At 45.4% G+C, this 22,724-nt stretch carries 22 protein-coding genes; 18 read left to right on the plus strand and 4 right to left on the minus strand.

What is annotated here, in order from left to right; all coding sequences use genetic code 11:
- Positions 1-8: 8 nt before the first annotated feature.
- The 3 genes from fliP to HOP38_RS16875 all read right to left on the minus strand — a co-directional run bounded on the left by fliP (position 9) and on the right by HOP38_RS16875 (position 1,981).
- A complete protein-coding gene (fliP, locus tag HOP38_RS16865) occupies positions 9-722 on the minus strand; it encodes a flagellar type III secretion system pore protein FliP (protein ID WP_050798619.1) in 714 nt (237 codons plus the stop codon).
- A 75-nt stretch (positions 723-797) separates the two neighbouring features.
- Positions 798-1,166: a flagellar motor switch protein FliN gene (gene fliN, locus HOP38_RS16870; RefSeq protein WP_038228711.1), complete on the minus strand. Its 369-nt coding sequence runs from the start codon at positions 1,164-1,166 to the stop codon at positions 798-800.
- On the minus strand, positions 1,163-1,981 hold the full coding sequence (locus HOP38_RS16875) for a FliM/FliN family flagellar motor switch protein (RefSeq protein ID WP_242456553.1): 819 nt from the start codon (positions 1,979-1,981) through the stop codon (positions 1,163-1,165). Before HOP38_RS16875 ends, fliN begins: the two co-directional genes overlap by 4 nt.
- Positions 1,982-2,500: 519 nt before the next feature.
- Between HOP38_RS16875 and HOP38_RS16880 the strand changes: the two genes are divergently transcribed.
- The 15 genes from HOP38_RS16880 (at position 2,501) to tatC (ending at position 16,602) form a co-directional block, all read left to right on the plus strand.
- Positions 2,501-3,370 (plus strand): MotY family protein, encoded by an 870-nt coding sequence (locus HOP38_RS16880; protein ID WP_198558542.1) that lies wholly within the window; start codon positions 2,501-2,503, stop codon positions 3,368-3,370.
- Positions 3,371-4,699, plus strand: a complete 1,329-nt coding sequence (locus HOP38_RS16885) for a sigma-54-dependent transcriptional regulator (RefSeq protein ID WP_198558543.1) — start codon at positions 3,371-3,373, stop codon at positions 4,697-4,699.
- A gap of 12 nt (positions 4,700-4,711) precedes the next feature.
- Complete coding sequence (gene fliE / locus HOP38_RS16890) at positions 4,712-5,068, plus strand: flagellar hook-basal body complex protein FliE (protein ID WP_006072170.1); 357 nt, start codon at positions 4,712-4,714, stop codon at positions 5,066-5,068.
- A gap of 3 nt (positions 5,069-5,071) precedes the next feature.
- Positions 5,072-6,820, plus strand: coding sequence for a flagellar basal-body MS-ring/collar protein FliF (gene fliF / locus HOP38_RS16895; protein ID WP_006072171.1), 1,749 nt, complete (start codon positions 5,072-5,074; stop codon positions 6,818-6,820).
- Positions 6,786-7,802: a flagellar motor switch protein FliG gene (locus tag HOP38_RS16900; RefSeq protein WP_006072174.1), complete on the plus strand. Its 1,017-nt coding sequence runs from the start codon at positions 6,786-6,788 to the stop codon at positions 7,800-7,802. Before fliF ends, HOP38_RS16900 begins: the two co-directional genes overlap by 35 nt.
- Before the next feature lie 3 nt (positions 7,803-7,805).
- Positions 7,806-8,555 (plus strand): flagellar assembly protein FliH, encoded by a 750-nt coding sequence (fliH, locus tag HOP38_RS16905; RefSeq protein ID WP_006072177.1) that lies wholly within the window; start codon positions 7,806-7,808, stop codon positions 8,553-8,555.
- A complete protein-coding gene (fliI, locus tag HOP38_RS16910) occupies positions 8,548-9,894 on the plus strand; it encodes a flagellar protein export ATPase FliI (RefSeq protein ID WP_171390131.1) in 1,347 nt (448 codons plus the stop codon). Before fliH ends, fliI begins: the two co-directional genes overlap by 8 nt.
- Before the next feature lie 28 nt (positions 9,895-9,922).
- The gene (gene fliJ / locus HOP38_RS16915) at positions 9,923-10,354 is read left to right on the plus strand and encodes a flagellar export protein FliJ (RefSeq protein ID WP_198558544.1); all 432 of its coding nucleotides are present in this window, start codon (positions 9,923-9,925) and stop codon (positions 10,352-10,354) included.
- Positions 10,355-10,526: 172 nt separating this feature from the next.
- Positions 10,527-11,936: a DNA recombination protein RmuC gene (gene rmuC / locus HOP38_RS16920; protein ID WP_423250097.1), complete on the plus strand. Its 1,410-nt coding sequence runs from the start codon at positions 10,527-10,529 to the stop codon at positions 11,934-11,936.
- 45 nt (positions 11,937-11,981) lie between these two features.
- Positions 11,982-12,764 carry a bifunctional demethylmenaquinone methyltransferase/2-methoxy-6-polyprenyl-1,4-benzoquinol methylase UbiE gene (gene ubiE / locus HOP38_RS16925; RefSeq protein ID WP_006072183.1) on the plus strand — a complete coding sequence of 261 codons (783 nt, stop codon included), beginning with the start codon at positions 11,982-11,984 and terminating at the stop codon, positions 12,762-12,764.
- Between the two features lie 10 nt (positions 12,765-12,774).
- Positions 12,775-13,419 (plus strand): ubiquinone biosynthesis accessory factor UbiJ, encoded by a 645-nt coding sequence (locus HOP38_RS16930; protein WP_006072185.1) that lies wholly within the window; start codon positions 12,775-12,777, stop codon positions 13,417-13,419.
- Positions 13,416-15,050: a ubiquinone biosynthesis regulatory protein kinase UbiB gene (gene ubiB / locus HOP38_RS16935; protein ID WP_062462577.1), complete on the plus strand. Its 1,635-nt coding sequence runs from the start codon at positions 13,416-13,418 to the stop codon at positions 15,048-15,050. Before HOP38_RS16930 ends, ubiB begins: the two co-directional genes overlap by 4 nt.
- A 54-nt stretch (positions 15,051-15,104) precedes the next feature.
- Positions 15,105-15,359: a Sec-independent protein translocase subunit TatA gene (gene tatA, locus HOP38_RS16940; RefSeq protein ID WP_006072188.1), complete on the plus strand. Its 255-nt coding sequence runs from the start codon at positions 15,105-15,107 to the stop codon at positions 15,357-15,359.
- A 3-nt stretch (positions 15,360-15,362) separates the two neighbouring features.
- A complete protein-coding gene (gene tatB / locus HOP38_RS16945) occupies positions 15,363-15,764 on the plus strand; it encodes a Sec-independent protein translocase protein TatB (RefSeq protein WP_006072189.1) in 402 nt (133 codons plus the stop codon).
- Between the two features lie 82 nt (positions 15,765-15,846).
- Complete coding sequence (gene tatC / locus HOP38_RS16950) at positions 15,847-16,602, plus strand: twin-arginine translocase subunit TatC (RefSeq protein ID WP_006072191.1); 756 nt, start codon at positions 15,847-15,849, stop codon at positions 16,600-16,602.
- A gap of 159 nt (positions 16,603-16,761) precedes the next feature.
- On the opposite strand, the gene HOP38_RS16955 is transcribed toward tatC, so the two are convergent.
- Positions 16,762-17,523 carry a TatD family hydrolase gene (locus HOP38_RS16955; RefSeq protein WP_124940500.1) on the minus strand — a complete coding sequence of 254 codons (762 nt, stop codon included), beginning with the start codon at positions 17,521-17,523 and terminating at the stop codon, positions 16,762-16,764.
- A gap of 142 nt (positions 17,524-17,665) precedes the next feature.
- Here HOP38_RS16955 and hemB point away from each other — a divergent pair, with 142 nt between their 5' ends.
- The 3 genes from hemB (at position 17,666) to polA (ending at position 22,674) form a co-directional block, all read left to right on the plus strand.
- Positions 17,666-18,703, plus strand: a complete 1,038-nt coding sequence (gene hemB, locus HOP38_RS16960) for a porphobilinogen synthase (RefSeq protein WP_006072195.1) — start codon at positions 17,666-17,668, stop codon at positions 18,701-18,703.
- A 92-nt stretch (positions 18,704-18,795) separates the two neighbouring features.
- Positions 18,796-19,224 (plus strand): GNAT family N-acetyltransferase, encoded by a 429-nt coding sequence (locus HOP38_RS16965; RefSeq protein WP_006072197.1) that lies wholly within the window; start codon positions 18,796-18,798, stop codon positions 19,222-19,224.
- A gap of 651 nt (positions 19,225-19,875) precedes the next feature.
- On the plus strand, positions 19,876-22,674 hold the full coding sequence (gene polA, locus HOP38_RS16970; protein ID WP_124940502.1) for a DNA polymerase I: 2,799 nt from the start codon (positions 19,876-19,878) through the stop codon (positions 22,672-22,674).
- The last annotated feature ends 50 nt before the right edge of the window (positions 22,675-22,724 follow it).

Consider the following 22,724-nt stretch of genomic DNA (forward strand, 5'->3'; position numbering starts at 1 on the left):
TCACGCTCTCATCCACTGCCAAAGCTGGCGGATAGGGTTCCGACTGTCATCGCCCAACCATCAACCAAAACGAACACCACCAATTTAAATGGTAATGAGACAATCAATGGCGAAAGCATCATCATACCCATTGCCATCAAGACACTTGCGACTACCAAATCTATGATTAAAAAAGGAATAAACAACATGAAGCCGATCTGAAACGCGGTTTTCAGCTCACTGATCACAAAGGCTGGAAGAACAATAGCAAAGGAAATGTCCTCCACTTTTGAATCCACTGGTTCGTTGGCAATGCGCAGCATTTGTTCGAGTGAATTACGTTGTGTTTGTGCGAGCATAAAATTGCGTACCGGCTTTTCTGCGGTAGCAAAAGCTTGCATCAAAGTGATTTCGCCTTGGTCATAAGGAACGAAAGCGTGCTCATACACATCGCTCCAAACGGGCCGCATGATGAGGATGCTCAGACTGAGTGCAATACCGATTAATACTCGGTTGGGGGGACTTTGTTGTAAGCCCAGAGCCTGACGCAAAATCGCTAACACGACAATGATGCGAGTGAAGCTGGTGGCCATCAAAATGAACGCAGGTAAAAAGCTCAAAGCTGTCATCAAGAGCAATATTTGCAGCTTTACGCTGTATTCTTGTTCTGATTGACCATCGTTAACGGTCAGAAAAGTCAGCCCGTTATCCGCTAAAGCGGGATGAGCAAACAAACCGAGCATGACGATGACCAGGCCTATGAGGAGCAGGCGTAGGTTCGAAGGATAAGCGATACCAGCTAAACGCAGTTTCACGAGCTACTTACCCATAGAAGTGAGCGCAGAATCAACGACATCAATCAGTCTCAGGCCGTACTTTTCATTGACGACGACGACTTCGGCATGCCCCATTAGAGAACCATTCACCTTCACATCCAACGGTTCGCCATTTAGCTTATCAAGTTCGATAATACTGCCCTCACCAGCAGACATCAGATCGCCCAGTGCGACCTCTTTGCTGGCGACTTCAAGCGTCACAGTGACGGGGATATTTTTGAAGAAGCTAAGATCTCGCTCAGATTGAACTGGAGCGGCCATTGGGGCGTCGGTATCAAAGTCCTCAAGTTGAAAGTCATCGAAGCGCAGTTCGTCACCGTCGAAGACACTTTGTTCTGGCGAATCGCTCATCGGTTGGTTTCCTTATCATCATTTAAAATTAAAACGAGTTGTCCTTCTTGTTCTGCCACGCGCCCTGTGAATAGGGTCTCTTTACCAATGTTCACTGGAGCGTTATTGAGCAGTTCAATAGGGAGAATGTCGTCGGCTTTGAGTTTGAGTACTTGTGTTAAAGGCAACACGGTCTTACTCAATTGAACATCCAATCGGACTGGGGTTTTATGCAAGGCATGATTGAAGTCACTTGCCATATGTGGATTGGGTGTTAATTCCAGTTCGTCGATCAGCGTCTGAATCAGGGCACTGTCTAGTGTGATGGCTAATAGAGCTTGTTGGTTACGCACGTGAATGGATAGCGTGGCAGTAATGCCAATACCCGGAATAACCTCAAATTCATGTTGTTTCCATGCGGTTTCTGGCGCTATCCACTGCGAGGTGCACTTGGCAATGCGCTGTAATAGTCGCAAGTCGCTATTGGTGAGCTCCCCACCGCTGCGTTCCATGCTAGTGCTATAAAATTGGTCAGATAAGCGCATTAGCATGGTGGACTCCATCGACACATAGAGCATGCCGTCGTCGCTATGTTTGAGCACTGAAACACTGGTGACATCTACGTTGGTTTGCGGTAGTTCCGTAAGCGAAACATGGTCCAATTCGACTAACACTTGTTGTGTTTTTAACCAAGCTTGTAGTTCAAGGCTTAGCTGTTGGCATGAGTTAATCAATAACTCTTCGAGTTTATTGCGAATGATATGAATGGGTTTACCTAATAATTCTACATTAAGAGTTTGCACCTGTTCAGGCATCTCTGTTTTTTGCATATCCATATCTTTACCAAACGTAATCTGAGTGGGGTTTCATTTGTAATTATGTGTTGCTATTTAATAACAAAGCGTCATTTTTCGTCAGTCTACTCTGGTTTTTTTATTTATTTTTAGCCCTCTAATGTAAATTTGTGAACTTGGTTCATATGTTTGTTTTCGCTATATAAAGCACCTTTAAATATAAAATAAATACAGGTAGCTTAATTAAATAATAATTATATTTCATGGGCAAAATTGCGACTAAATAATGCGCACAGCCCTTGTATAGCAACAATCAGAGTGAGTATTTTATCTAAATTTATGTTTTATAACGCCTATCAAGGGGTTTTATAAAACGTCTCTCTCATATGAAAGTAGGCTTCTATGTATTATGTGAAAGAGATATAGATGGACAGCAATATGATCTATGGCTTAGTTAAAAAATATTATTTCTCATTATGTCGAGATTTTTCTCGGTCAAGAGAATGTAAAATACAAATTCACACTTTCGCTGTTAATAAGATGTATCCATTGGCGTTATTAATGGGGATGTTTTTTGGGATTAAGATCTCACACGCAGCGGAAGTAAATATTCCGATGGATTTGGTTAATTGGCAATTTGTAGAGGGAGAATTTGAGTGCCAGCTTGTTCAGACCTTGCCAAATAATAGGGGGAAGTTTTACTTCCATGCGGAACCTAATAACCAATTGTCGGCAGTTCTGCATTTACCTAACAATAACATCAAACAAGCCCAGCTATTTCAAATGTCAGCACCATGGCATACCCCAGTGCAACACACCATGATTGATGATGCTGCGAAAACAACGCGTGGCTACGCCATCTTTGATGTGGATATTGATGCTTTATTAGCAGCCACCACTCGTGGGGCTTGGATCAGAGTGAGCTCTATGCAAGCTGCTAATCAAGTAGGTGATGCCTTTGTTTTACCTTCCACTCGAATTGAATCGGCATACTTTAGCTTCAATCAGTGCCGCTCCAAATTACCTGAAATGAACTACAGCCAAGCGAGAGACGTGGTGTTGAAGTTTGATTTTGGCCAACGAGTGGTCACCAGTGAACAGCGTCAAACACTGCAATCATTAGCCAGCTATATCAAAGCAGATGGCCACATATCAAAAGTGCTAGTGGATGGACACACGGATAATGTTGGTTCGTCATTGAGCAACCTACAGGTGTCACGAGTACGAGCCGATGACGTCGCCAGTGTACTCACTGAGTTAGGGACGCCAGCCAAACTGATCGAAGTACGAGCCCATGGCGCCCGTTACCCCGTGAGCAGCAATGAGACTGAGTTTGGTCAAGCTAAGAACCGCCGAGTTACGGTTCGAGTGGTTCGTCACCCTTCCACCAACACAGCGTCTTCAACGGATCTGAAGACGGAGGTTCAGTAAATGAAAAAGGATATTCTCTACGTTGAGCCTTGTGAGCAAAACGCTCAACCTATTATCGACCTATTAACGGAGCAGGGCTTTAGCGTAAATCATGTTCGAACTGGTCGTTCGGCGTTGTTAACCGCTTCAAGCTCCATCAGTTTAGTCAGCTCCAATCTGCCCGATATGAGTATTCGTGAGTGGATTGCCTGTCATCAGCGAAAAGCTAACCCTGGTGTAGCCATTGCCATCGTCGAACAAGACCAAGGTATATTAGCCGCAGAAGCGATGAAGGCGGGGGCGACAGATTACTTGCTGCGTCCATTTGAAGCAGCGCAACTGGTTAACTTGATTCGTCGCGTTGAGGCATTAGAGAAACCAATGGCCAATATTGTGGCGGAGTCTTGGCGAAGCAAACAAGTCTTGCAATTGGCGCACCGTGCGGCGTGCACCAGTGCTAGTGTGTTGATTACTGGGGAATCGGGTACCGGCAAAGAAGTACTCGCTCGTTACGTCCATGATCAATCGCCTCGCGCACAGCAGCCTTTTGTAGCCGTTAACTGTGCCGCTATTCCTGAGTCCATGTTAGAAGCGGTACTGTTTGGTCATGTGAAAGGAGCATTTACCGGCGCGACGGGTTCACAAACCGGTAAGTTTGAAGAAGCTAACGGTGGCACAATTTTGTTAGACGAAATTGGCGAAATGTCACCAGCCGTTCAAGCTAAGTTATTGCGAGTGCTTCAGGAGAGAGAAGTAGAGCGTGTGGGTAGCCATAAGTCGATTGCTTTAGATATTCGAGTGATTGCGGCCACTAATAAAGATCTTCGCGAAGAGGTTCAAAAAGGGACGTTTAGAGAAGACTTGTATTACCGCTTAGACGTATTGCCGCTGCATTGGCCGCCACTTCGTGATCGCAAAGATGACATCCTACCTATTAGCCAATTCTTTATTAATAAATACAAAGAGCAAGCCAATTGCTACTTATCTGAGGATGCGCAGCAAGCGCTTAGTCAATACCACTGGCCCGGCAATATTCGTGAATTAGAGAACGTGATTCAACGTGCGCTCGTCATGCGCCACGGCGACTATATTACGGCTCACGACTTGATGTTGCCGATTGAGATCCCTGCTTTTAATCCTGTGGTGTCCAATGAAAACCTAATGGGGCACGTGGAAGTCAAAAAGCAGGCGGAATTCCAATTTATCTTAGAAAAACTACGTCAATTTGGCGGAAACCGAACTAAAACGGCGGACGCTCTAGGGGTTTCTACGCGAGCACTGCGCTACAAATTAGCTGCGATGCGAGAGCAAGGAATCGATCTACAGTCAGCCATTGGCTCGGCTGCGTAAAGGAGAAATTTGATGGCGATGCAACCTATAAATAACGCGTTATCCGCAGAGCAATTAATGCTGACAAAAATGCAGGTAATGCAGCAGCACGTGCAGCCTGATTTTGTGGTGTCCAATAACCCAATCGATGTGAACAAGGTTAATGAACCGATGGCATTTTCTGGTGCAATGAAAAATGTGCTTGATATGGTGAACCAGCATCAATCTACGGCATCACAGAAAATCACAGCAGTAGAGACTGGGGAGAGTGATGATCTTGTTGGAGCCATGATTGCTAGCCAGAAAGCGAGCTTATCGTTTTCTGCTCTAATGCAAGTTCGCAACAAGGTAGTTGCTTCCTTTGAAGATATTATGAAGATGCCGGTGTAGAACATGTCAGAATTAGCACCTCAAACTGTGGCGGCAGCGGGACCAATCGATGTTGCCCCCAAAACAGCAAACTCATCGAATATGAACGATATCAACGCCAAGGTGAAGCAGCTGTGGTCAAGCTCGCAGCGTAACTTGGTATTGTCAGCAGTACTGGCTGCTATTGTTGCAGCCATTATTGTGGTGGCGCTGTGGAGTTCTTCACAAAGTTATCGTCCGCTATACAGTCAACAAGAACGTTTTGATATAGGTGAAATTGTCTCGGTATTAGAGTCCGAAGGTATTGCCTATCGACTGCAAGAGCAAAATGGCCAAGTGTTAGTCGCAGAAGGTCAAGTGGCGAAAATCCGTATGTTATTGGCGGCGAAGGGTGTTAAAGCTCAACTGCCAACCGGATTGGACTCACTCAAAGAAGACAGCTCTTTGGGAACGAGCCAGTTCATGGAAAATGCCCGTTACCGTCATGGACTCGAAGGTGAACTAGTACGCACCATCATTTCTCTTAATGCTATCTCTAATGCCCGTGTTCACTTAGCCATTCCAAGACAGACATTGTTTGTTCGCCAACAAGGTGAAGAGCCGTCGGCGTCGGTGATGATTGAGCTTAAGCCGGGCGAAGATCTGAAACCTGACCAAGTCGAAGCTATCATCAACTTGGTAGTGGGTAGCGTAACGGGAATGAAACCAGAGTTTGTTTCGGTTATTGATCAATATGGCCGTTTGTTGAGTGCCGATGTTGGCTCGGCAGAAGCAGGTAAGGTCAATGCGAAATATCTGGAATATCAAAAGAACGTTGAAAAGCAGATCATTCAACGTGCGGCAGATATGCTTACGCCGATTGTAGGTCCGAGTAACTATCGTGTTCAGGTTGCGGCGGATATGGACTTCAGTCGAGTGGAAGAAACACAAGAAATCCTCGACACCAATCCGGTGGTGCGCAACGAGCACAGCATTCAGAACAATACCATTGATAAAATTGCACTTGGTATTCCGGGCTCTCTGAGTAACCAACCGCCAGTGACAGGTGAAGTGCCAACCAATGATAGTCAAAATACCAATGCACGCAGTGAGCTAAATCGTCAATACGCGGTAGGCAGCAGCGTGCGCCGTACTCAATATCAGCAAGGTCAAATCTCTAAGCTAAGTGTCTCTGTACTCCTTAATGAAAGTGCTGCGCCAAATGGTACAGCATGGACACCAGCCGAACGCGCACAAATATCAACGATGATCACCGATGCTGTAGGTATCTCCGCCGATCGTGGAGACAGCTTGAGTCTAATGAGCTTTAACTTCACCCCAATTGAAATCGAAGCGCCACCGGCTATGCCGTGGTGGCAAGACCCGACAGTGCAACAGCCTCTGCGTTATGTCATTGGCGGTATGCTCGGAATGGCGATGATCTTCTTTGTACTTCGTCCATTGATTATGCACCTAACGGGAGCGGACAAGCGTGGCAACGAACTTGAATTCGCTGAGCCTCAAGAAGAGGAATACCAAGAGAATATTCAGACTCGTGAAGAGCGCGAACGTGAAGAGATGCTGAATCGTCGATTGTCTGAGAAAGGCATAGAATCCACCTCTTCAGGTCTTGATGCTAGCAGTGACATGCTGCCCCCTCCAGGGTCGCCGTTGGAAATTCAACTTAAACATCTACAGCTTATTGCCAATGAAGAGCCTGAGCGCGTAGCGGAAGTACTTAAACAATGGGTAAATGTGAATGAAAACAGCACAGTCAACGCCAGCAACGCTTAGTCATGTTGAGAAAACCGCTCTTGTGCTTTTAGGTATGGGGGAGGACGCCGCTGCTCAGGTGCTACGTCATTTCTCTCGCGATGAAACACAGCGTGTCACCCGAGCGATGGCACGCCTAAGTGGCATCAAAAGTGATAATGCCAAAGGGGTGATTCAACACTTCTTCGAAGACTTTAGACAGCACAGTGGTATTCGTGGCGCCTCAAAAGAATACCTGTCGAACACATTGCGTAAAGCTCTAGGTAATGATTTAGCTAAGGGATTACTTAACAACCTGTATGGTGATGAAATTCGCAATAACATGCAGCGACTGCAATGGGTTGATGCGGAGATCTTGTCGAGATTTGTAGCGAAAGAGCACCCACAGATGCAGGCTATATTCTTAGCGTATTTACCTCCAGAGACCTCATCGGCGGTACTGAGTTACCTTCCTGCGGATTATCACGATGAGTTGCTGTATCGCATTGCTCGCTTACAAGATATTGACCATCAAGTGGCAGCGGATCTTAACGAATTAATAGAACGCTGTATTGAGCAGGTCTCAGTAAGTCAAAGTGCACCTATGTCTGGCGTTAAACAAGTAGCCGACATTATCAACCGTTTCTCGGGTGACCGAGCAATGTTGATGGAAATGCTCAAACTGCATGATGAAGACGTCGTCAGTGAAATTGAAGAGAACATGTTCGACTTTATGGTGCTAGGTAGGCAGCGTGAAGACACCATGGATACGTTAGTTCAGCAAGTACCAATTGAGCTTTGGGCGGTGGCGTTAAAAGGGGCGGAAATTACCTTGCAGCAAGCGATCAAACGTTCGATGCCACAGCGTATGGTAAAAGCACTGGAAGACGATATGCAATTGCGCGGCGCGGTGCCTGTTAGTGCGGTTGAGCGTGCTCGCAATGACATTATGCAGATCATCAAAGAGCTATCGGAAGCGGGCGAGATCGAGTTGTCGCTATACCAAGAGCAGACAGTGGAGTAAGCCATGAAGGAAAAAGCGATTTTTACCTTGCCACCTAGTGGTTATAGACAACACCGCTTCCCGCCATTGGCACAACCTTCAGCAGTGGATGAGTTTACCGCTGAACTCAGTTGGGATGACGCACCGACACAAATCGACGTGCAGGAACGCCTTGAAGAAGGCTTTCAACAAGGGCTAGAGCGTGGTCATCGAGAAGGCTTAAACCAAGGAATTGAGCAAGGCAAGCAACAGGGTTTATTGGAAGGTCAAAAAGAGGGCTTTCAAAAAGGTTTTGTCTCGGGTGAACAGTCGGGCAAGCAAGCGTTCCTTGATGCCGTTAAACCTGTTAATGATATCTATGTGTCACTGTCTCGCTGGCAGGAAGAAAAAGAACAGCAACAACGCCATATCATCTGTGAGTTGGTGCAAAAAGTGGCGCAGCAAGTCATTCGTGCTGAGTTGACGCTGATGCCCCAGCAAATTCTGGCATTAGTCGATGAGACACTGGAGGCCATGCCGGGTAAAACTGAAAAGGTCACCGTACACCTAAACCCACAAGACCTAGAGCGTATTACCCAGATTAACCCTGAGTTAGCTGACGGTTGGAAGTTAGTTGCCAAACCAGAACTGCCCGTTGGTGGCTGTCATTTGGTGACAGAAGATGCTGAAGCTGATGCCAGTTGCGACTCTCGATTGGAGTCGTGTATGGATGCAGTAAAAGAGCACTTATTGGATGAAGTGACACCTATTGATTTAGCGAGTAACGATGACTAGTGCTTCCTCCCCTCTACTTCATGACCGCCTAAACGATGCGATTGCGTCGCTTAACCTAGTACCTGTTGCGCGAGTCACAGGTCGATTAGTAAAGGTAAACGGTTTAATGCTGCAAGCGGTTGGGTGTCGATTTAAGCTTGAGCAACGTTGTCTGGTTGAGACAGATGAAGGCGATATGATTGAAGCGCAAGTGGTGGGCTTTGACCATAATATTGCCTACCTCATGCCCGTTCGTCAGTTGGGGGGATTATTTGCCGGTGCCAAAGTCATACCGCTTGATGGTGATAGCTCGGTTAATTTGGGCAGCCATTGGTTAGGGCGTGTGGTGAATGGACTTGGTGAAGCATTGGATGATGGCGCGGTGCTAAAAGGGGGCGATCGTGTCTCTTTAGAGCCGAAACCAATAAACCCATTAAAACGTCGTCCCGTTGATACGCCACTGGATGTTGGTGTTCGTGCGATCAACGGTTTACTCACTGTCGGCAAGGGTCAGCGCATTGGTTTAATGGCAGGTAGCGGTGTGGGTAAAAGTGTGTTGATGGGGATGATTACTCAAAACACCGAAGCTGATGTCATTGTTGTTGGCTTGATTGGTGAGCGTGGCCGTGAGGTGCGTGAGTTTATCGAACGTAATTTGACGCCAGAAGCGCGTAAGAAAGCCATTATTATTGCGGCTCCTGCGGATGAGTCACCATTAATGCGCTTACGAGCCACATTACTTTGTCATCGAGTTGCCGAGTATTTTCGGGATAAAGGCAACGATGTGTTGTTGCTGATGGATTCTTTAACTCGCTATGCCATGGCGCAGCGTGAAATTGCGTTAGCATTAGGTGAACCTCCGGCATCAAGAGGATATCCACCTTCGGTTTTCAGTGTCTTGCCTCAGCTGTTGGAGCGTGCCGGTAACAGTGAGCATCCCGATGGCAGTTTGACTGCCATTTACACGGTTTTAGCAGAAGGGGATGACCAACAAGATCCTGTGGTGGATTCTGCCCGCGCAATTCTAGATGGGCATGTGGTACTCTCTCGCTCATTGGCGGAGCAAGGACACTATCCCGCGATTGATATTAATGCGTCGATCAGCCGTTGTATGTCAGGATGTACTCCTGAAGCGCACAGTACGCTAGCCAATCAATTTCGTCAGCTTTATTCCAACTATTTGCAAGTGAAAGAGCTGCTTCCTTTAGGCGGTTATCAGCCAGGCCAAGACCCTGAACTCGACCAATCGGTGGCGATGCACCCTCAACTCAAAAACTATCTATTGCAAGCGGCCAATGATGCGGTGGATTTTCAGACATCGTTAACGGAGCTGGCGCAGCTATTTCAAAACCCTAATTAAGTAGGAAGCCAAACGCTAACCAAAAACTATGGATAGTAAAATTCGTGCAGTCGGTAAAATAACCCAAGTAGAGGAATTACGACGTGATCAGATTGGTGCGCGTTTGGAATCTATGCGCCACCAAAATGAGCATTTGGCTAAGCAGCTACTGGCATTGTCTGAACTGAAAATATTAAATCACAGTGGCTCAAATCAAACCAATAGCATGGGGTTGATGAACCTTAACCTTGTTGACCAAATGCTGCAAAAAATGCTGAATCATCAAAAGCATGAGCAAGCGGTGATGGAAGCACAGTGTCAGTCGGTTCAGAAACAGCTGCAACAAAAAGCGGCCAGAGTACATGGACTAGAGCAAGTGCTGGATCGTTGGAGTAAAAAACAAAACTACGAAAAAGCAAAGCGTGAACAGAAGCTTATCGAAGATATCATCAACTCACGTATCAAGCGGCGTGCCTTGTAAATATCTGGACATTTATCCAGTATAAATTACCATTAGCTATAGAACCTAGGCTGATGGCACGTATACAATGCAATGGATAATTGATAACCAAACCCTCCTACTTTCAATCACTTCTATTTCAACTTGTCTCGGATTTTCCGCCGCTGCAATTCTGCACTTTAAGTCACGTCAGATGGAGCAGATGTTTGAGCAAAAAGCGCAGTTAGAAAAGACCGCTTTAGAGCAAGAAATTGAACGCTTACGCCACGACCTTCAAGACGCAAAGCAAGAGCTTGACGAACTGGATGACGAACGAGATAAATCGGCGTTTGAGCTTAAGCAAGCGCACGGCAAAGTCATGGCTGCAATGGAAAAGTTGCGTTACTTTGAAGCGGTGAAGCAAGAACGTCAGCAGTATGCGACTGACCTTGAATATGTGAAGCAGCAGCGGGCTCAGTCTGAAGCCGAGCTGCGTGAGCAGTTAGCGACTTATCAGCAACAACAGCGGTCTGACCAAGAAAAGCTTGAGCTTCTACAGCAATCTGAATTGCGCTTAAAAGAGCAGTTTGAACGTCTAGCCAACCAAGTGTTTGAAGCCAAAACGGCTAAGGTTGACGCACAAAACCGACAAAGTTTAGAGGGCATCCTGTCGCCACTCAAAGAGCAGTTGGAAGGGTTTAAAAAGCAAGTTAATGATAGTTTCAGTCAGGAAGCCAAAGAACGCCATACCTTGGTTTATGAACTAAAGAACCTACAACGTCTTAACGATCAGATGACCAAAGAGGCGATGAACCTCACCCAAGCGCTAAAAGGTGATAATAAACAGCAAGGTAACTGGGGTGAGGTTGTTCTGGCGCGCGTGCTGGCTGAATCAGGACTGCGTGAAGGTCACGAGTATCAAACCCAAGTCAGCCTGCAAAATGAAGCGGGTAAACGATATCAGCCAGATGTGATTGTTCATCTTCCCCAAGAGAAGCAAGTGGTTATCGACTCGAAAATGGTGCTGGTGGCCTATGAGCGCTACTTTAATGCTGAGACAGACGCCGAACGCGATCGTGCATTGAGTGATCATCTGATTGCGCTACGTAATCATATTCGAGGATTGTCGCAAAAAGATTACCATCAACTAAAAGGTATCCGTTCGCTCGATTATGTCTTGATGTTTATCCCGGTAGAGCCTGCATTCCAAGTGGCGATTCAAGCCGATCCGAGTTTGGTGAAAGAGGCGATGGAGAGCAACATCATCTTGGTTAGCCCAACCACCTTGCTGGTGGCGCTGCGTACTATTGATAACCTTTGGCGCAACGACCGCCAGAATCAGAATGCACAGGTGATTGCTGACAAGGCGAGCAAGCTTTATGACAAGTTGCGTTTGTTTGTTGATGATATGGAAGGACTGGGCGGCGCACTCGATAAAGCGAACCAAAATTATCAAGGTGCAATGAACAAATTGGCTACCGGAAGGGGCAATGCGATCCGTCAAGCGGAGAGTTTTAAGCAACTCGGTGTGGAAGTGAAACGCTCCATTTCTCCTTCTCTGACAGAAATTGCACAAAATGATGCGTTGGTGGAAAGACAACCAGACATGGATAAAGTAAACTGACCGTCTGCGGCGTAGGTGATGTTGCGCCGCCTAAGAGGAAGAATAATGACGGATAGTAACGTGCAATCAAATCAGCTTAATCAACAAGACGAAACCACACACTTTGGTTTCACAACAGTCGCGAAAGAAGAAAAAGTGACAAAAGTTGCTGAGGTATTTCACTCGGTAGCAGCAAAATACGACATCATGAACGATTTGATGTCTGGTGGTGTTCACCGCTTATGGAAGCGCTTTACTATTGATTGCAGTGGTGCGAGACCGGGTCAACGTATCCTCGACCTTGGTGGTGGTACTGGTGACCTGACGGCTAAGTTTTCTCGTATCGTTGGTGACAAAGGTCATGTGATTCTCGCTGACATCAACAACTCCATGTTGAATGTGGGGCGCGACAAATTGCGTGATACTGGTATTGTCGGTAACGTTCATTACGTTCAGGCTAATGCTGAAGAGCTGCCATTCCCAGATAATTACTTTGACTGTATTACTATCAGTTTCTGTCTACGTAACGTGACCGATAAAGACAAGGCGCTGCGTTCTATGTATCGCGTATTGAAGCCGGGTGGTCGCTTACTGGTACTTGAGTTTTCAAAACCTATCCTTGAGCCTCTATCTAAAGTTTACGATGCGTATTCTTTCCATCTGTTGCCGAAAATGGGTGAATTGGTAGCGAACGATGCAGAAAGTTATCGTTATCTTGCTGAATCTATTCGAATGCATCCAGATCAAGAGACTCTGGAAGGCATGATGAAAGACGCTGGCTTTGAGCAGACCAAATACTTCAACCTAACGGGTGGTATTGTTGCGCTGCACCGTGGATACAAATTCTAAGGACTGAGCTATGCCCTTTGACCCATTAGTCACCGCGGTGGTGGAAACCACGCTCAATACCTTAATCAAAGATGACGATGCGTTGGTTAAGCGCGTTGCACGTCTTAAAGGTCAGATTATTCAAGTTCATTTGCGTGAGTTTAATAAGTCACTCACTTTTGTGTTTAGTCATCAGTTGGATGTTCTTTCCAATTACGAGGGTGAGCCGGACTGTTATTTATCTTTAAACCTTTCGGTACTTCCTGAACTAAAAGAGCAGGCGAATATCACCAAGCTTATCAAACAGGATAAGTTGCAATTGGAAGGTGACATTCAGCTGGCTCAGAAGTTCTCTGCTCTGCTAACCGATTGCAAACCAGATCTAGAAGAGTGGTTATCCCGTGTAACTGGTGATGTGGTGGCACATACTGCGGTTCAAGGAGCAAAAGGGCTCTTTTCCTTCTTCGCATCACAAGCTGCAAAGCACCAAGACCACTTTGGTCAAGTATTAACGGAAGAGTGGAAAATTGCTCCGCCACCGTTAGCGGTAGCAGCATTTTGTGACGACGTTGATGAAGTGCGTAGCCAAGCAGATAGACTGAGTGTGCGTTTGGAGCGTTTAATTGAAGCGACATCAAGCGATGATTCTAATGATGCATCGGCGGAGCGCGCATGACTCCAAGTGAAATCAAACGTCTTTATCGAATCATAAAGGTTCAGCTTGAGTACGGCTTAGATGAGTTGATGCCCACGCATCAGCTCACCAAAGCACCGTTGCTAGCGCGCAAATCTTTGTTCTGGATGAAGAATAAACATCCAGACAAGCCGCTTGGTGAAAGGCTTAGGTTGGCACTGCAAGAGTTGGGTCCAGTATGGATTAAGTTTGGTCAAATGATGTCAACGCGTCGGGATCTATTCCCTCCGCATATTGCTGATCAACTTGCGCTACTTCAAGACCAAGTGTCGCCATTTGATGGACACTTAGCCAAGTCGCAAATGGAACTGGCTCTCGGTGGCCCTATTGAACAATGGTTTGATGATTTTGATATTGAGCCTTTGGCATCGGCCTCAATTGCTCAGGTTCACACTGCTAAGCTGAAAGACTCTGGGCAAGAAGTTGTCTTGAAGGTGATTCGTCCAGATATTCGCCCTGTCATTGATGCAGATCTTAAGCTGATGTATCGCATGGCTAGGATAGTGTCGAAAGCTCTACCTGACGCTCGCAGGTTAAAACCTGTTGAAGTGGTGCGCGAATACGAAAAGACCTTATTGGATGAGCTTGATTTAAGACGTGAAGCGGCCAATGCAATTCAATTGCGTCGCAACTTCGAAGGCAGTGAAGAGCTTTATGTTCCTGAGGTTATGCCGGACTTTAGTAGCGAAAGCTTAATGGTTTCTGAGCGAATCTACGGTATTCAAGTGTCTGATATTCCGACACTTGAAGCGAATGGCACCAATATGAAGCTGTTAGCGGAACGTGGTGTGAGCGTATTCTTTACTCAGGTGTTTCGTGACAGCTTTTTCCATGCCGATATGCATCCAGGCAATGTGTTTGTTAGCTATGAGCACCCAGAGAATCCGCTTTGGATTGGCTTAGATTGCGGCATTGTTGGCACGTTAAATAGCGAAGATAAACGTTATCTGGCGGAAAACTTCCTTGCTTTCTTTAACCGTGACTATCGTAAGGTGGCTGAGCTGCATGTCGACTCTGGTTGGGTGCCAACCGATACTAACGTCGATGAATTTGAGTTTGCTATTCGCATGGTGTGTGAGCCAATTTTTGCCAAACCTTTGTGTGAAATCTCTTTCGGCCATGTGTTACTGAATCTATTTAATACCGCGCGCCGGTTCAATATGGAAGTACAGCCCCAGCTTGTCTTGCTGCAAAAGACCTTGCTCTATGTCGAGGGGTTAGGCAGACAGCTCTATCCACAGCTAGACTTATGGGAGACGGCGAAACCATTTTTAGAAAAATGGATGGCGAACCAAGTAGGGCCGCAAGCTGTTATAAACGGAATTAAAGAACGCGCTCCGTTTTGGGCAGAAAAGTTACCGGAACTACCAGAGTTGCTGTACGATAGCCTTAAACAAGGTAAGGCTATGAATCAACGCATGGACATGCTGTATCAAGGATACCGTGAAACAAAACGGCAACAAGGTACAGGTAAATTTTTGTTTGGCGTTGGTGCAACTTTAATCGTATGCTCTGCCATATTACTGGGAGGGCCATATCAGCAGTTATCTGCATTGTCAGGCGCTGTTGGTATCACATTTTGGCTGTTAAGTTGGCGTACTTACAGACGTTAAGCGATAAACTCGTATTAATTTTTTATTTGTTAATCAAGACCCGAGGTAGAAAGAATGGGTGGTATTAGTATTTGGCAACTTCTTATTATTGCCGTGATCGTTGTTTTGCTATTTGGTACTAAGAAATTACGCGGTATCGGTGGCGATCTTGGTGGTGCGGTAAAAGGCTTTAAGAAAGCCATGAGTGAAGATGACAACACAACGGCGAAATCAGACACGAAAGACGCTGATTTTGAGCCAAAGAACATCGAGCAAAAGCAAACAGCAGACGCATCGACAGAAGCGAAGAAAGATAAAGAGCAGGCATAATTCGTGTTTGATATCGGTTTTTGGGAACTGGTACTCATTTCAGTAGTTGGTCTAGTCGTTCTAGGACCAGAACGTCTACCAACTGCAATCCGAAGTGTTTCTCGTTTTATCAGCTCTGCGAAGGCTATGGCAAATAATGTCAAAGATGAGCTTTCACACGAACTCAAGGTGCAAGAGCTTCAAGAGAACCTGAAAAAAGCTGAGAAAATGGGCATGGAAGACCTCTCTCCTGAACTGAAAAGTTCGGTGGAGGAACTGAAACAGGCCGCGCAAGAGGTGACTCGTCCTTATGCGAGTGACAAACCAAAAGCGTCGACATCGGAAGCCAGTGCAGAAGCACCAGCTGCTGAAGTGGCAAAGCCTGTTGAGAATGAGTCTCCAGAAAAAGATCTTAATAAGGGCTGAGCTTCAGCCCTTATCGTTTTCATTCCGAAAGTGCCAATGAGATAAACCTTCTCTTAGCACTTTTATTTTATTCGAGGTTTTCATGTCTAGCGTCGAACAGACACAGCCTTTGATCAGTCACCTGCTTGAGCTAAGAAATCGACTACTACGCGCGATTACGGCTGTGTTAGTGGTTTTTCTGGCTTTGGTTTATTTCTCCGGCGATATATACGATTTCGTTTCTAAGCCTTTGGTAGAGCGACTACCTGAAGGTGCAACGATGATAGCAACTGACGTTGCTTCGCCATTTTTTACGCCACTGAAATTGACGCTCATTGCGTCCATCTTTATTGCGGTTCCTTTCATCCTTTATCAAGTATGGGCGTTTGTTGCCCCTGGTTTGTATAAGCATGAAAGACGGCTGGTGATGCCATTGATGTTCTCAAGCTCGCTGCTGTTTTACTGTGGTGTGGCATTTGCGTATTTTGTTGTATTCCCACTAGTGTTTGGCTTCTTTACTGCCATTTCCTTAGGAGGGGTAGAATTTGCGACGGACATTTCGAGCTATCTCGACTTTGTACTTGCACTCTTCTTGGCGTTTGGTATTGCCTTTGAAGTGCCTGTCGCGATTATCTTATTGTGCTGGACAGGTGCGACGTCGGTAGACAGCCTCAAGCAGAAGCGACCATACATTATTGTTGGTGCGTTTGTTGTCGGTATGATGCTGACGCCACCAGATATGATTTCTCAAACCTTGCTCGCCATACCTATGTGTTTGCTGTTTGAAGTCGGGTTGTTCTTTGCAAGATTTTATACTCGCAAAGATGATGAGGAAGAGTCTGAAGCAGAAGACGCATAAGCATCCAAAAACAATAAAAAATAGCGGCTACTTTGGCCGCTATTTTTTATTGTTGAATCGTTGATATATTGTACAGTCACGAACTTTATGTTCTTGATGTGCAATTGTGCCATCTCAAAGGTGAGGAAATGTCACGGTTTGATATGAATAAACAACAATTTATAATTTAAATAGTGATTTAGCATTTTGTGTAGTGATGTCCAAGATCTGCTGCTCACTCATAGTTCGAACGTCTGCGATACGCTTTAAGATTAACTCAGTGTAAGCCGGTTCATTTCGTTTACCACGATGTGGGACAGGCGCTAGGTAAGGACAATCTGTCTCAAGAATCACCCAGCCTAAGTCTAATTCTGGTATCACTTTGTCCATGCCGGAGTTTTTGAATGTTGATACGCCACCAAGACCAAGATGAAAGCCTAGGTCATTAATGGCTTTGGCTTCATCCAAGTTACCGCCAAAACAATGGAATACGCCAGAAAGGTTGCCATCTTGCTCACCTTTTAGCAGAGCTAGGGTTTCTTCAATTGAATCTCGGGTATGAACAACAACTGGCAAGTCGAGCTCTTTTGCCCAGTTTAGCTGGGTAATAAAAGCGCGTTCTTGTTCCGCTTTATAGGTCTTGTCCCAATACAGATCTATGCCTATTTCACCAACGGCGATAAAGTTGTGCTTATCAAACCAAGAGTAAATGGTTTTTAAGGTCTGCTCGACGTCGCCATCCACGTAGCAAGGGTGAAGTCCCATCATTGAGCGACACACCTCTGGGTAGGCGGCTTCGGTGGCCAGCATGGGCTCAATAGACTCTAAATCAATGTTGGGTAACAGGATATGTTCGATGCCTGCAGCGCGAGCTCGTTGTACGACCTCGTCGCGATCGTTATCAAATTCTGTAGCGTAGATGTGAGCGTGTGTATCTATCATAGTCGCGTCATTGTAGTTTCACTGATCAAATAATAGGTTGAGTATATCGTTTCTGATTTAGCATTTTCCAATTTTACTACTAGCATGATGAAACAAGAGTGATATGCTTGGTTTTCGCATTTGTCCAGACAAGGAGAGAAAGGTGTCTGTATCGATTCAAGGTCAATTCCCAGCACGACGTATGCGCCGTATGCGCAAGCATGATTTCAGCCGACGTTTGATGGCGGAGAATAAAGTGTCGGTGGATGATTTGATCTATCCAATGTTTATTCTTATGGGGAAAAACCGCAGAGAGACGGTAGATTCTATGCCGGGTATTGAGCGTCTATCTATAGACTTGATGCTGGAAGAAGCGGAATATTTGGCTCAGCTTGGCGTTCCTGCCATTGCTCTTTTCCCAGTCGTCACCCAAGACGCGAAAAGTCTTTGTGCAGCTGAGGCTCACAACCCAGAGGGTTTGGTGCAACGTGCAGTGCGCCTACTAAAACAGAATGTACCCCAAATGGGTGTGATTACCGATGTGGCGCTCGACCCGTTTACCACGCATGGTCAAGATGGCATCATCGATGAAGACGGCTATGTGCAAAATGATGAGACGACAGAAGTACTAGTCAAACAGGCGTTATCTCACGCAGAAGCTGGTGCGGACGTGGTTGCCCCATCAGACATGATGGATGGGCGTATTGGTCGAATTCGTGAAGCGCTTGAAGAAGCTGGCTATATTCACACGCAGATCATGGCTTACTCTGCAAAATACGCGTCAAATTACTACGGTCCATTCCGAGATGCCGTTGGTTCCGCTTCGAACTTGAAGGGCGGGAATAAGAAAAACTACCAAATGGATCCAGCTAACAGTGATGAAGCCTTGCATGAAGTAGCAATGGACATCAATGAAGGCGCAGATATGGTAATGGTGAAGCCAGGTATGCCTTATTTGGATGTGGTGCGTCGTGTACGAAGTGAGCTACAAGTGCCGACTTTTGCTTATCAAGTGTCCGGTGAATATGCGATGCACAAAGCTGCGATTCAAAATGGCTGGTTGAAAGAGCGTGAGACAGTCTTAGAGTCTTTGCTTTGCTTCAAGCGTGCTGGCGCAGATGGTATTCTTACTTACTTTGCTAAAGATGTCGCGGAGTGGTTAGCTGAAGAAAATGGTCAAGCAAAGACCTTCTTGAAATAGTTAGCTTAGATTAGCGACATTCTTGAGTGTGAAAAGCCGGTTGTATAAACCGGCTTTTTTGGTTTTGCCAATAACAGTTAGGAGTGAATGATATGTTGGTTCGTGAAGGAACGCTTGAAGAGGTGGTGAGTATCGTTGAACTTATCGAGGAATTTGCTCACAAAGAAACCATCGAAAGCCTGCAAGCACGCTTGAATGGTCACAAGCACCTGATATTAGTGGCAGAAAAAGCGGGAGTCTTGCTGGGCTTTAAAATTGGCTATCAGATTGATGAGGCTAATTTTTATAGCTGGTTCGGCGGAGTCTCTCCTGTGGCAAGAAAACAGGGTGTTGCTCAAGTTCTGATGGAGTACCAAGAACGCTGGGCGAAGCAACAAGGTTACCAACACATTACGGTTAAATCGCGTAATCAGTTTCCATCCATGTTAAGGCTGCTGATAAAAAACGGATACTTTATCTATGATTGTGAGCCGAAGCAGTTAGTGATTGAAACCAGAATTAAGTTCATTAAGTATCTGTAAAATATAAATAAATGGAAGATGGGTGATGGTAATAAAAATTTAATGAGAAAAATTCTCAATTAGTTGTTGACGATTTAAATGAGAATGATTACTATTAACTCGTCCTAAGGAAAAAGGTTCTGATTACTTCAGTCGCACTAGTGAACAGATTTCAATCAAGCTTGGTTCTTTTTGACACGACATTGCTCACATTGCTTCCAGTGTATTTATAGCTTTTTGGTCGGTTAGATGTACTCAGATAATGAGATAACCTCCTCCTATTTTTGCTAGGCGACATCCATGATGTCGCTTTTTTTCTGTCTGGTGACTGAGTATTATTTGAGCGGTTATAAATAGAACATAATTCTGCAACGATTGCTTTCTGTAAAAGAAGGTTTTCCACATGGCGTGATCCTGAAAGGATCATAGTTATACATGTAGATCTGAATTTATTTACATATAAAACAAAGGATTAATTTAAAGTTTTTGTTCTTTTTCAGTTATCCACTTCGATTTAAAACAACTATATAAACAGACTTATCCACAGAAGATGATGTCATAATCGCCAATATTATTCTTAAGCTGTGTATATAGCCAGTGAAAGGTCGTGGCATAGTGCAATGAGACGTGGCATTCTTATAGCTTATAACCTGCAATCTTGGATAATTAGACATGGCTCATATACCAGACAACCCACTGATTCTCATTGATGGATCTTCCTATCTTTACCGAGCTTTCCACGCCTACCCAGAAACGATGAGCAATGGTGAAATACCAACCAATGCGGTTTACGGTGTAGTGAACATGCTGAGAAGCATGATGCGTCAATTTGCTTCTGAGCGAATTGCGGTGGTGTTTGATGCGAAAGGTAAAACTTTCCGTGATGATATGTATCCGGAATACAAGGCAAACCGTCCTCCAATGCCTGATGATTTGAGATGTCAGATTGAGCCTCTGCATAATGTGATTAAAGCAATGGGTCTGCCATTGATCTGTGTACCAGGCGTGGAAGCGGATGACGTTATCGGTACGCTGGCACATCAAGCATCGCAAGCAGGTATGCCTGTGCTTATTAGCACGGGTGATAAAGATATGGCTCAGCTTGTGGATGATAATGTTACGCTGATCAATACCATGACCAACGTAGTGATGGATCGAGAAGGTGTGGTAGAGAAGTTTGGTATTCCTCCAGAGCTTATCATCGATTATCTCGCTCTAATGGGCGATAAAGTGGATAACATTCCAGGTGTCCCTGGCGTTGGCGATAAAACCGCGACGGCATTGCTTCAAGGCATTGGTGGGATCAAAGATCTTTATGAACGCTTAGATGATATCGCACCGCTTGGTTTCCGTGGTTCTAAAACCATGGCTAAGAAACTTACAGAGCATAAAGATAATGCAGTTTTGTCTTATGAGTTAGCGACGATTAAGCTTGATGTCGAGTTAGACTGCACACCAGAGTCTCTTCTAAAGCAGCAACCGAACGTGGATGAACTGACAAAATTGTACGGTCAGCTTACCTTTAAGTCATGGTTAAATGAGCTACTTGAAGGTGGTACTGGTGAAGTTGAAGCAGTGGAGAGCGCAGCAAGAAAAACCACCAGTGCATCTCAAAGTGACGAACAATCTGAGATGGACACGTCACAAGTCACCATTGATCGTAGTGCCTATGAAACCATCCTGACTGAAGAGAGTTTTAACAGCTGGTTAGAGAAACTGAAATCTGCTCCTGTTATCGCTTTTGATACTGAAACCGACAGCCTAGATTATATGGTGGCGAATCTTGTTGGTCTGTCATTTGCGATTGAAGAAGGGGTGGCGGCATATGTCCCTGTAGCTCACGACTATATTGGCGCGCCTGAACAGCTTGATCGTCAGTGGGTTTTAGAGCAGTTGAAGCCGCTATTAGAAGATGATGCTATTGCTAAGGTTGGGCAAAACCTAAAATACGATGCCAGCGTATTAGCTCGTTACGATATTGAGCTTAAAGGCATCAAATTTGACACTATGCTAGCGTCTTATGTCTACAACAGTGTTGGGGGCAAGCATGATATGGATAGCCTTGCTCTGCGTTTCTTGCAACATAGCTGTATCTCTTTCGAACAAATTGCAGGTAAAGGTAAAGCGCAGCTCACTTTTAACCAGATCGATCTTGAGCAAGCATCGCCTTATGCTGCTGAAGATGCTGACGTGACCTTCCGACTCCATCAGCGTTTGAATGCAGAGCTTGAGAAGAATGAAGCGCTGAATCGTATCTACCAAGATATTGAAGTACCGCTGGTGCCAGTTCTGTCTCGTATTGAACGTACGGGGGTACTGATTGACGATATGTTGTTAGGCGCGCAGTCTCAGGAAATTGCAGCAAGACTGGATGAGCTGGAGCAAAAGGCGTTTGAAATTGCCGGACAAGAGTTCAACTTAAGCTCGCCAAAACAGCTTCAAACCATTTTCTTTGAGAAGATGGGCTTACCTGTAATCAAGAAAACACCATCCGGTGCGCCTTCTACTAATGAAGAAGTGCTACAAGAGCTAGCGCTAGACTATCCATTACCAAAGCTGATTTTGGAATATCGTGGGTTGGCTAAACTGAAGTCGACTTATACTGACAAGCTTCCTAAGATGATCAATCCAGAGACTGGCCGTGTTCATACGTCATACCACCAAGCCGTAACGGCGACTGGCCGTTTGTCGTCGACTGATCCAAACTTGCAGAATATTCCAATTCGTAATGAAGAAGGACGCCGTATTCGACAAGCGTTTATTGCACCGCATGGATGGAAGATTCTTGCAGTCGACTATTCTCAAATTGAACTACGAATCATGGCTCATCTGTCTGGTGACAAAGCGTTATTGGATGCGTTCAAAAATGGCAAAGATATTCACGCGGCAACCGCGGCAGAGATCATTGGTGTCGATATTGATCAGGTGACCAGTGAACAACGTCGCCGTGCAAAAGCGATTAACTTTGGTCTTATCTATGGCATGAGTGCATTTGGCTTATCTAAGCAGTTGGGTATTCCTCGTGGTGAAGCACAACAATATATGGATACCTATTTTGAGCGTTATCCAGGTGTGATGCAGTACATGGAAGACACGCGCTCATTGGCTGCTGAAAAAGGTTACGTGGAAACCATCTTTGGTCGTCGTCTACATCTACCAGAAATCAAATCGCGTAATGGTATGCGTCGTAAAGCAGCGGAGCGAGCGGCGATCAACGCGCCTATGCAAGGTACTGCTGCAGATATCATCAAGAAAGCGATGTTACTCGTTGATGAGTGGGTGCAAGCGGAAGGTGAGGGTAAGGTTAAGCTTCTTATGCAAGTACACGATGAACTGGTATTTGAAGTGGAATCGTCATCTTTGAGCGAAATTGAAAGTAAAATACAAAAATTGATGGAATCAGCAGCAGAGCTTGATGTTCCATTGGTTGCGGAAGCTGGTCACGGTGACAACTGGGATCAGGCTCACTAGACAATTTTTGAGCAATTTGAGCAAATTAACATGAGCCAGCGCACAGTCGT

Origin of the sequence: Vibrio mediterranei (genome assembly GCF_013364395.1) — a bacterium.
In the GTDB taxonomy this organism is placed as follows: domain Bacteria; phylum Pseudomonadota; class Gammaproteobacteria; order Enterobacterales; family Vibrionaceae; genus Vibrio; species Vibrio mediterranei.

Bases quoted from the DNA above. Each gene is read 5' to 3' on its own strand.
- HOP38_RS16900 (WP_006072174.1), top strand. From the start codon at position 6,786: ATGAAAACAGCACAGTCAACGCCAGCAACGCTTAGTCATGTTGAGAAA.
- fliN (WP_038228711.1), bottom strand. From the start codon at position 1,166: ATGAGCGATTCGCCAGAACAAAGTGTCTTCGACGGTGACGAACTGCGC.
- fliJ (WP_198558544.1), top strand. From the start codon at position 9,923: ATGGATAGTAAAATTCGTGCAGTCGGTAAAATAACCCAAGTAGAGGAA.
- fliE (WP_006072170.1), top strand. From the start codon at position 4,712: ATGGCGATGCAACCTATAAATAACGCGTTATCCGCAGAGCAATTAATG.
- tatA (WP_006072188.1), top strand. From the start codon at position 15,105: ATGGGTGGTATTAGTATTTGGCAACTTCTTATTATTGCCGTGATCGTT.
- HOP38_RS16885 (WP_198558543.1), top strand. From the start codon at position 3,371: ATGAAAAAGGATATTCTCTACGTTGAGCCTTGTGAGCAAAACGCTCAA.
- ubiE (WP_006072183.1), top strand. From the start codon at position 11,982: ATGACGGATAGTAACGTGCAATCAAATCAGCTTAATCAACAAGACGAA.
- fliH (WP_006072177.1), top strand. From the start codon at position 7,806: ATGAAGGAAAAAGCGATTTTTACCTTGCCACCTAGTGGTTATAGACAA.
- rmuC (WP_423250097.1), top strand. From the start codon at position 10,527: ATGGAGCAGATGTTTGAGCAAAAAGCGCAGTTAGAAAAGACCGCTTTA.
- HOP38_RS16880 (WP_198558542.1), top strand. From the start codon at position 2,501: ATGGGGATGTTTTTTGGGATTAAGATCTCACACGCAGCGGAAGTAAAT.
- polA (WP_124940502.1), top strand. From the start codon at position 19,876: ATGGCTCATATACCAGACAACCCACTGATTCTCATTGATGGATCTTCC.
- HOP38_RS16965 (WP_006072197.1), top strand. From the start codon at position 18,796: ATGTTGGTTCGTGAAGGAACGCTTGAAGAGGTGGTGAGTATCGTTGAA.
- ubiB (WP_062462577.1), top strand. From the start codon at position 13,416: ATGACTCCAAGTGAAATCAAACGTCTTTATCGAATCATAAAGGTTCAG.
- tatC (WP_006072191.1), top strand. From the start codon at position 15,847: ATGTCTAGCGTCGAACAGACACAGCCTTTGATCAGTCACCTGCTTGAG.
- HOP38_RS16930 (WP_006072185.1), top strand. From the start codon at position 12,775: ATGCCCTTTGACCCATTAGTCACCGCGGTGGTGGAAACCACGCTCAAT.
- HOP38_RS16955 (WP_124940500.1), bottom strand. From the start codon at position 17,523: ATGATAGATACACACGCTCACATCTACGCTACAGAATTTGATAACGAT.
- fliI (WP_171390131.1), top strand. From the start codon at position 8,548: ATGACTAGTGCTTCCTCCCCTCTACTTCATGACCGCCTAAACGATGCG.
- fliP (WP_050798619.1), bottom strand. From the start codon at position 722: ATGCTCGGTTTGTTTGCTCATCCCGCTTTAGCGGATAACGGGCTGACT.
- fliF (WP_006072171.1), top strand. From the start codon at position 5,072: ATGTCAGAATTAGCACCTCAAACTGTGGCGGCAGCGGGACCAATCGAT.
- HOP38_RS16875 (WP_242456553.1), bottom strand. From the start codon at position 1,981: ATGGATATGCAAAAAACAGAGATGCCTGAACAGGTGCAAACTCTTAAT.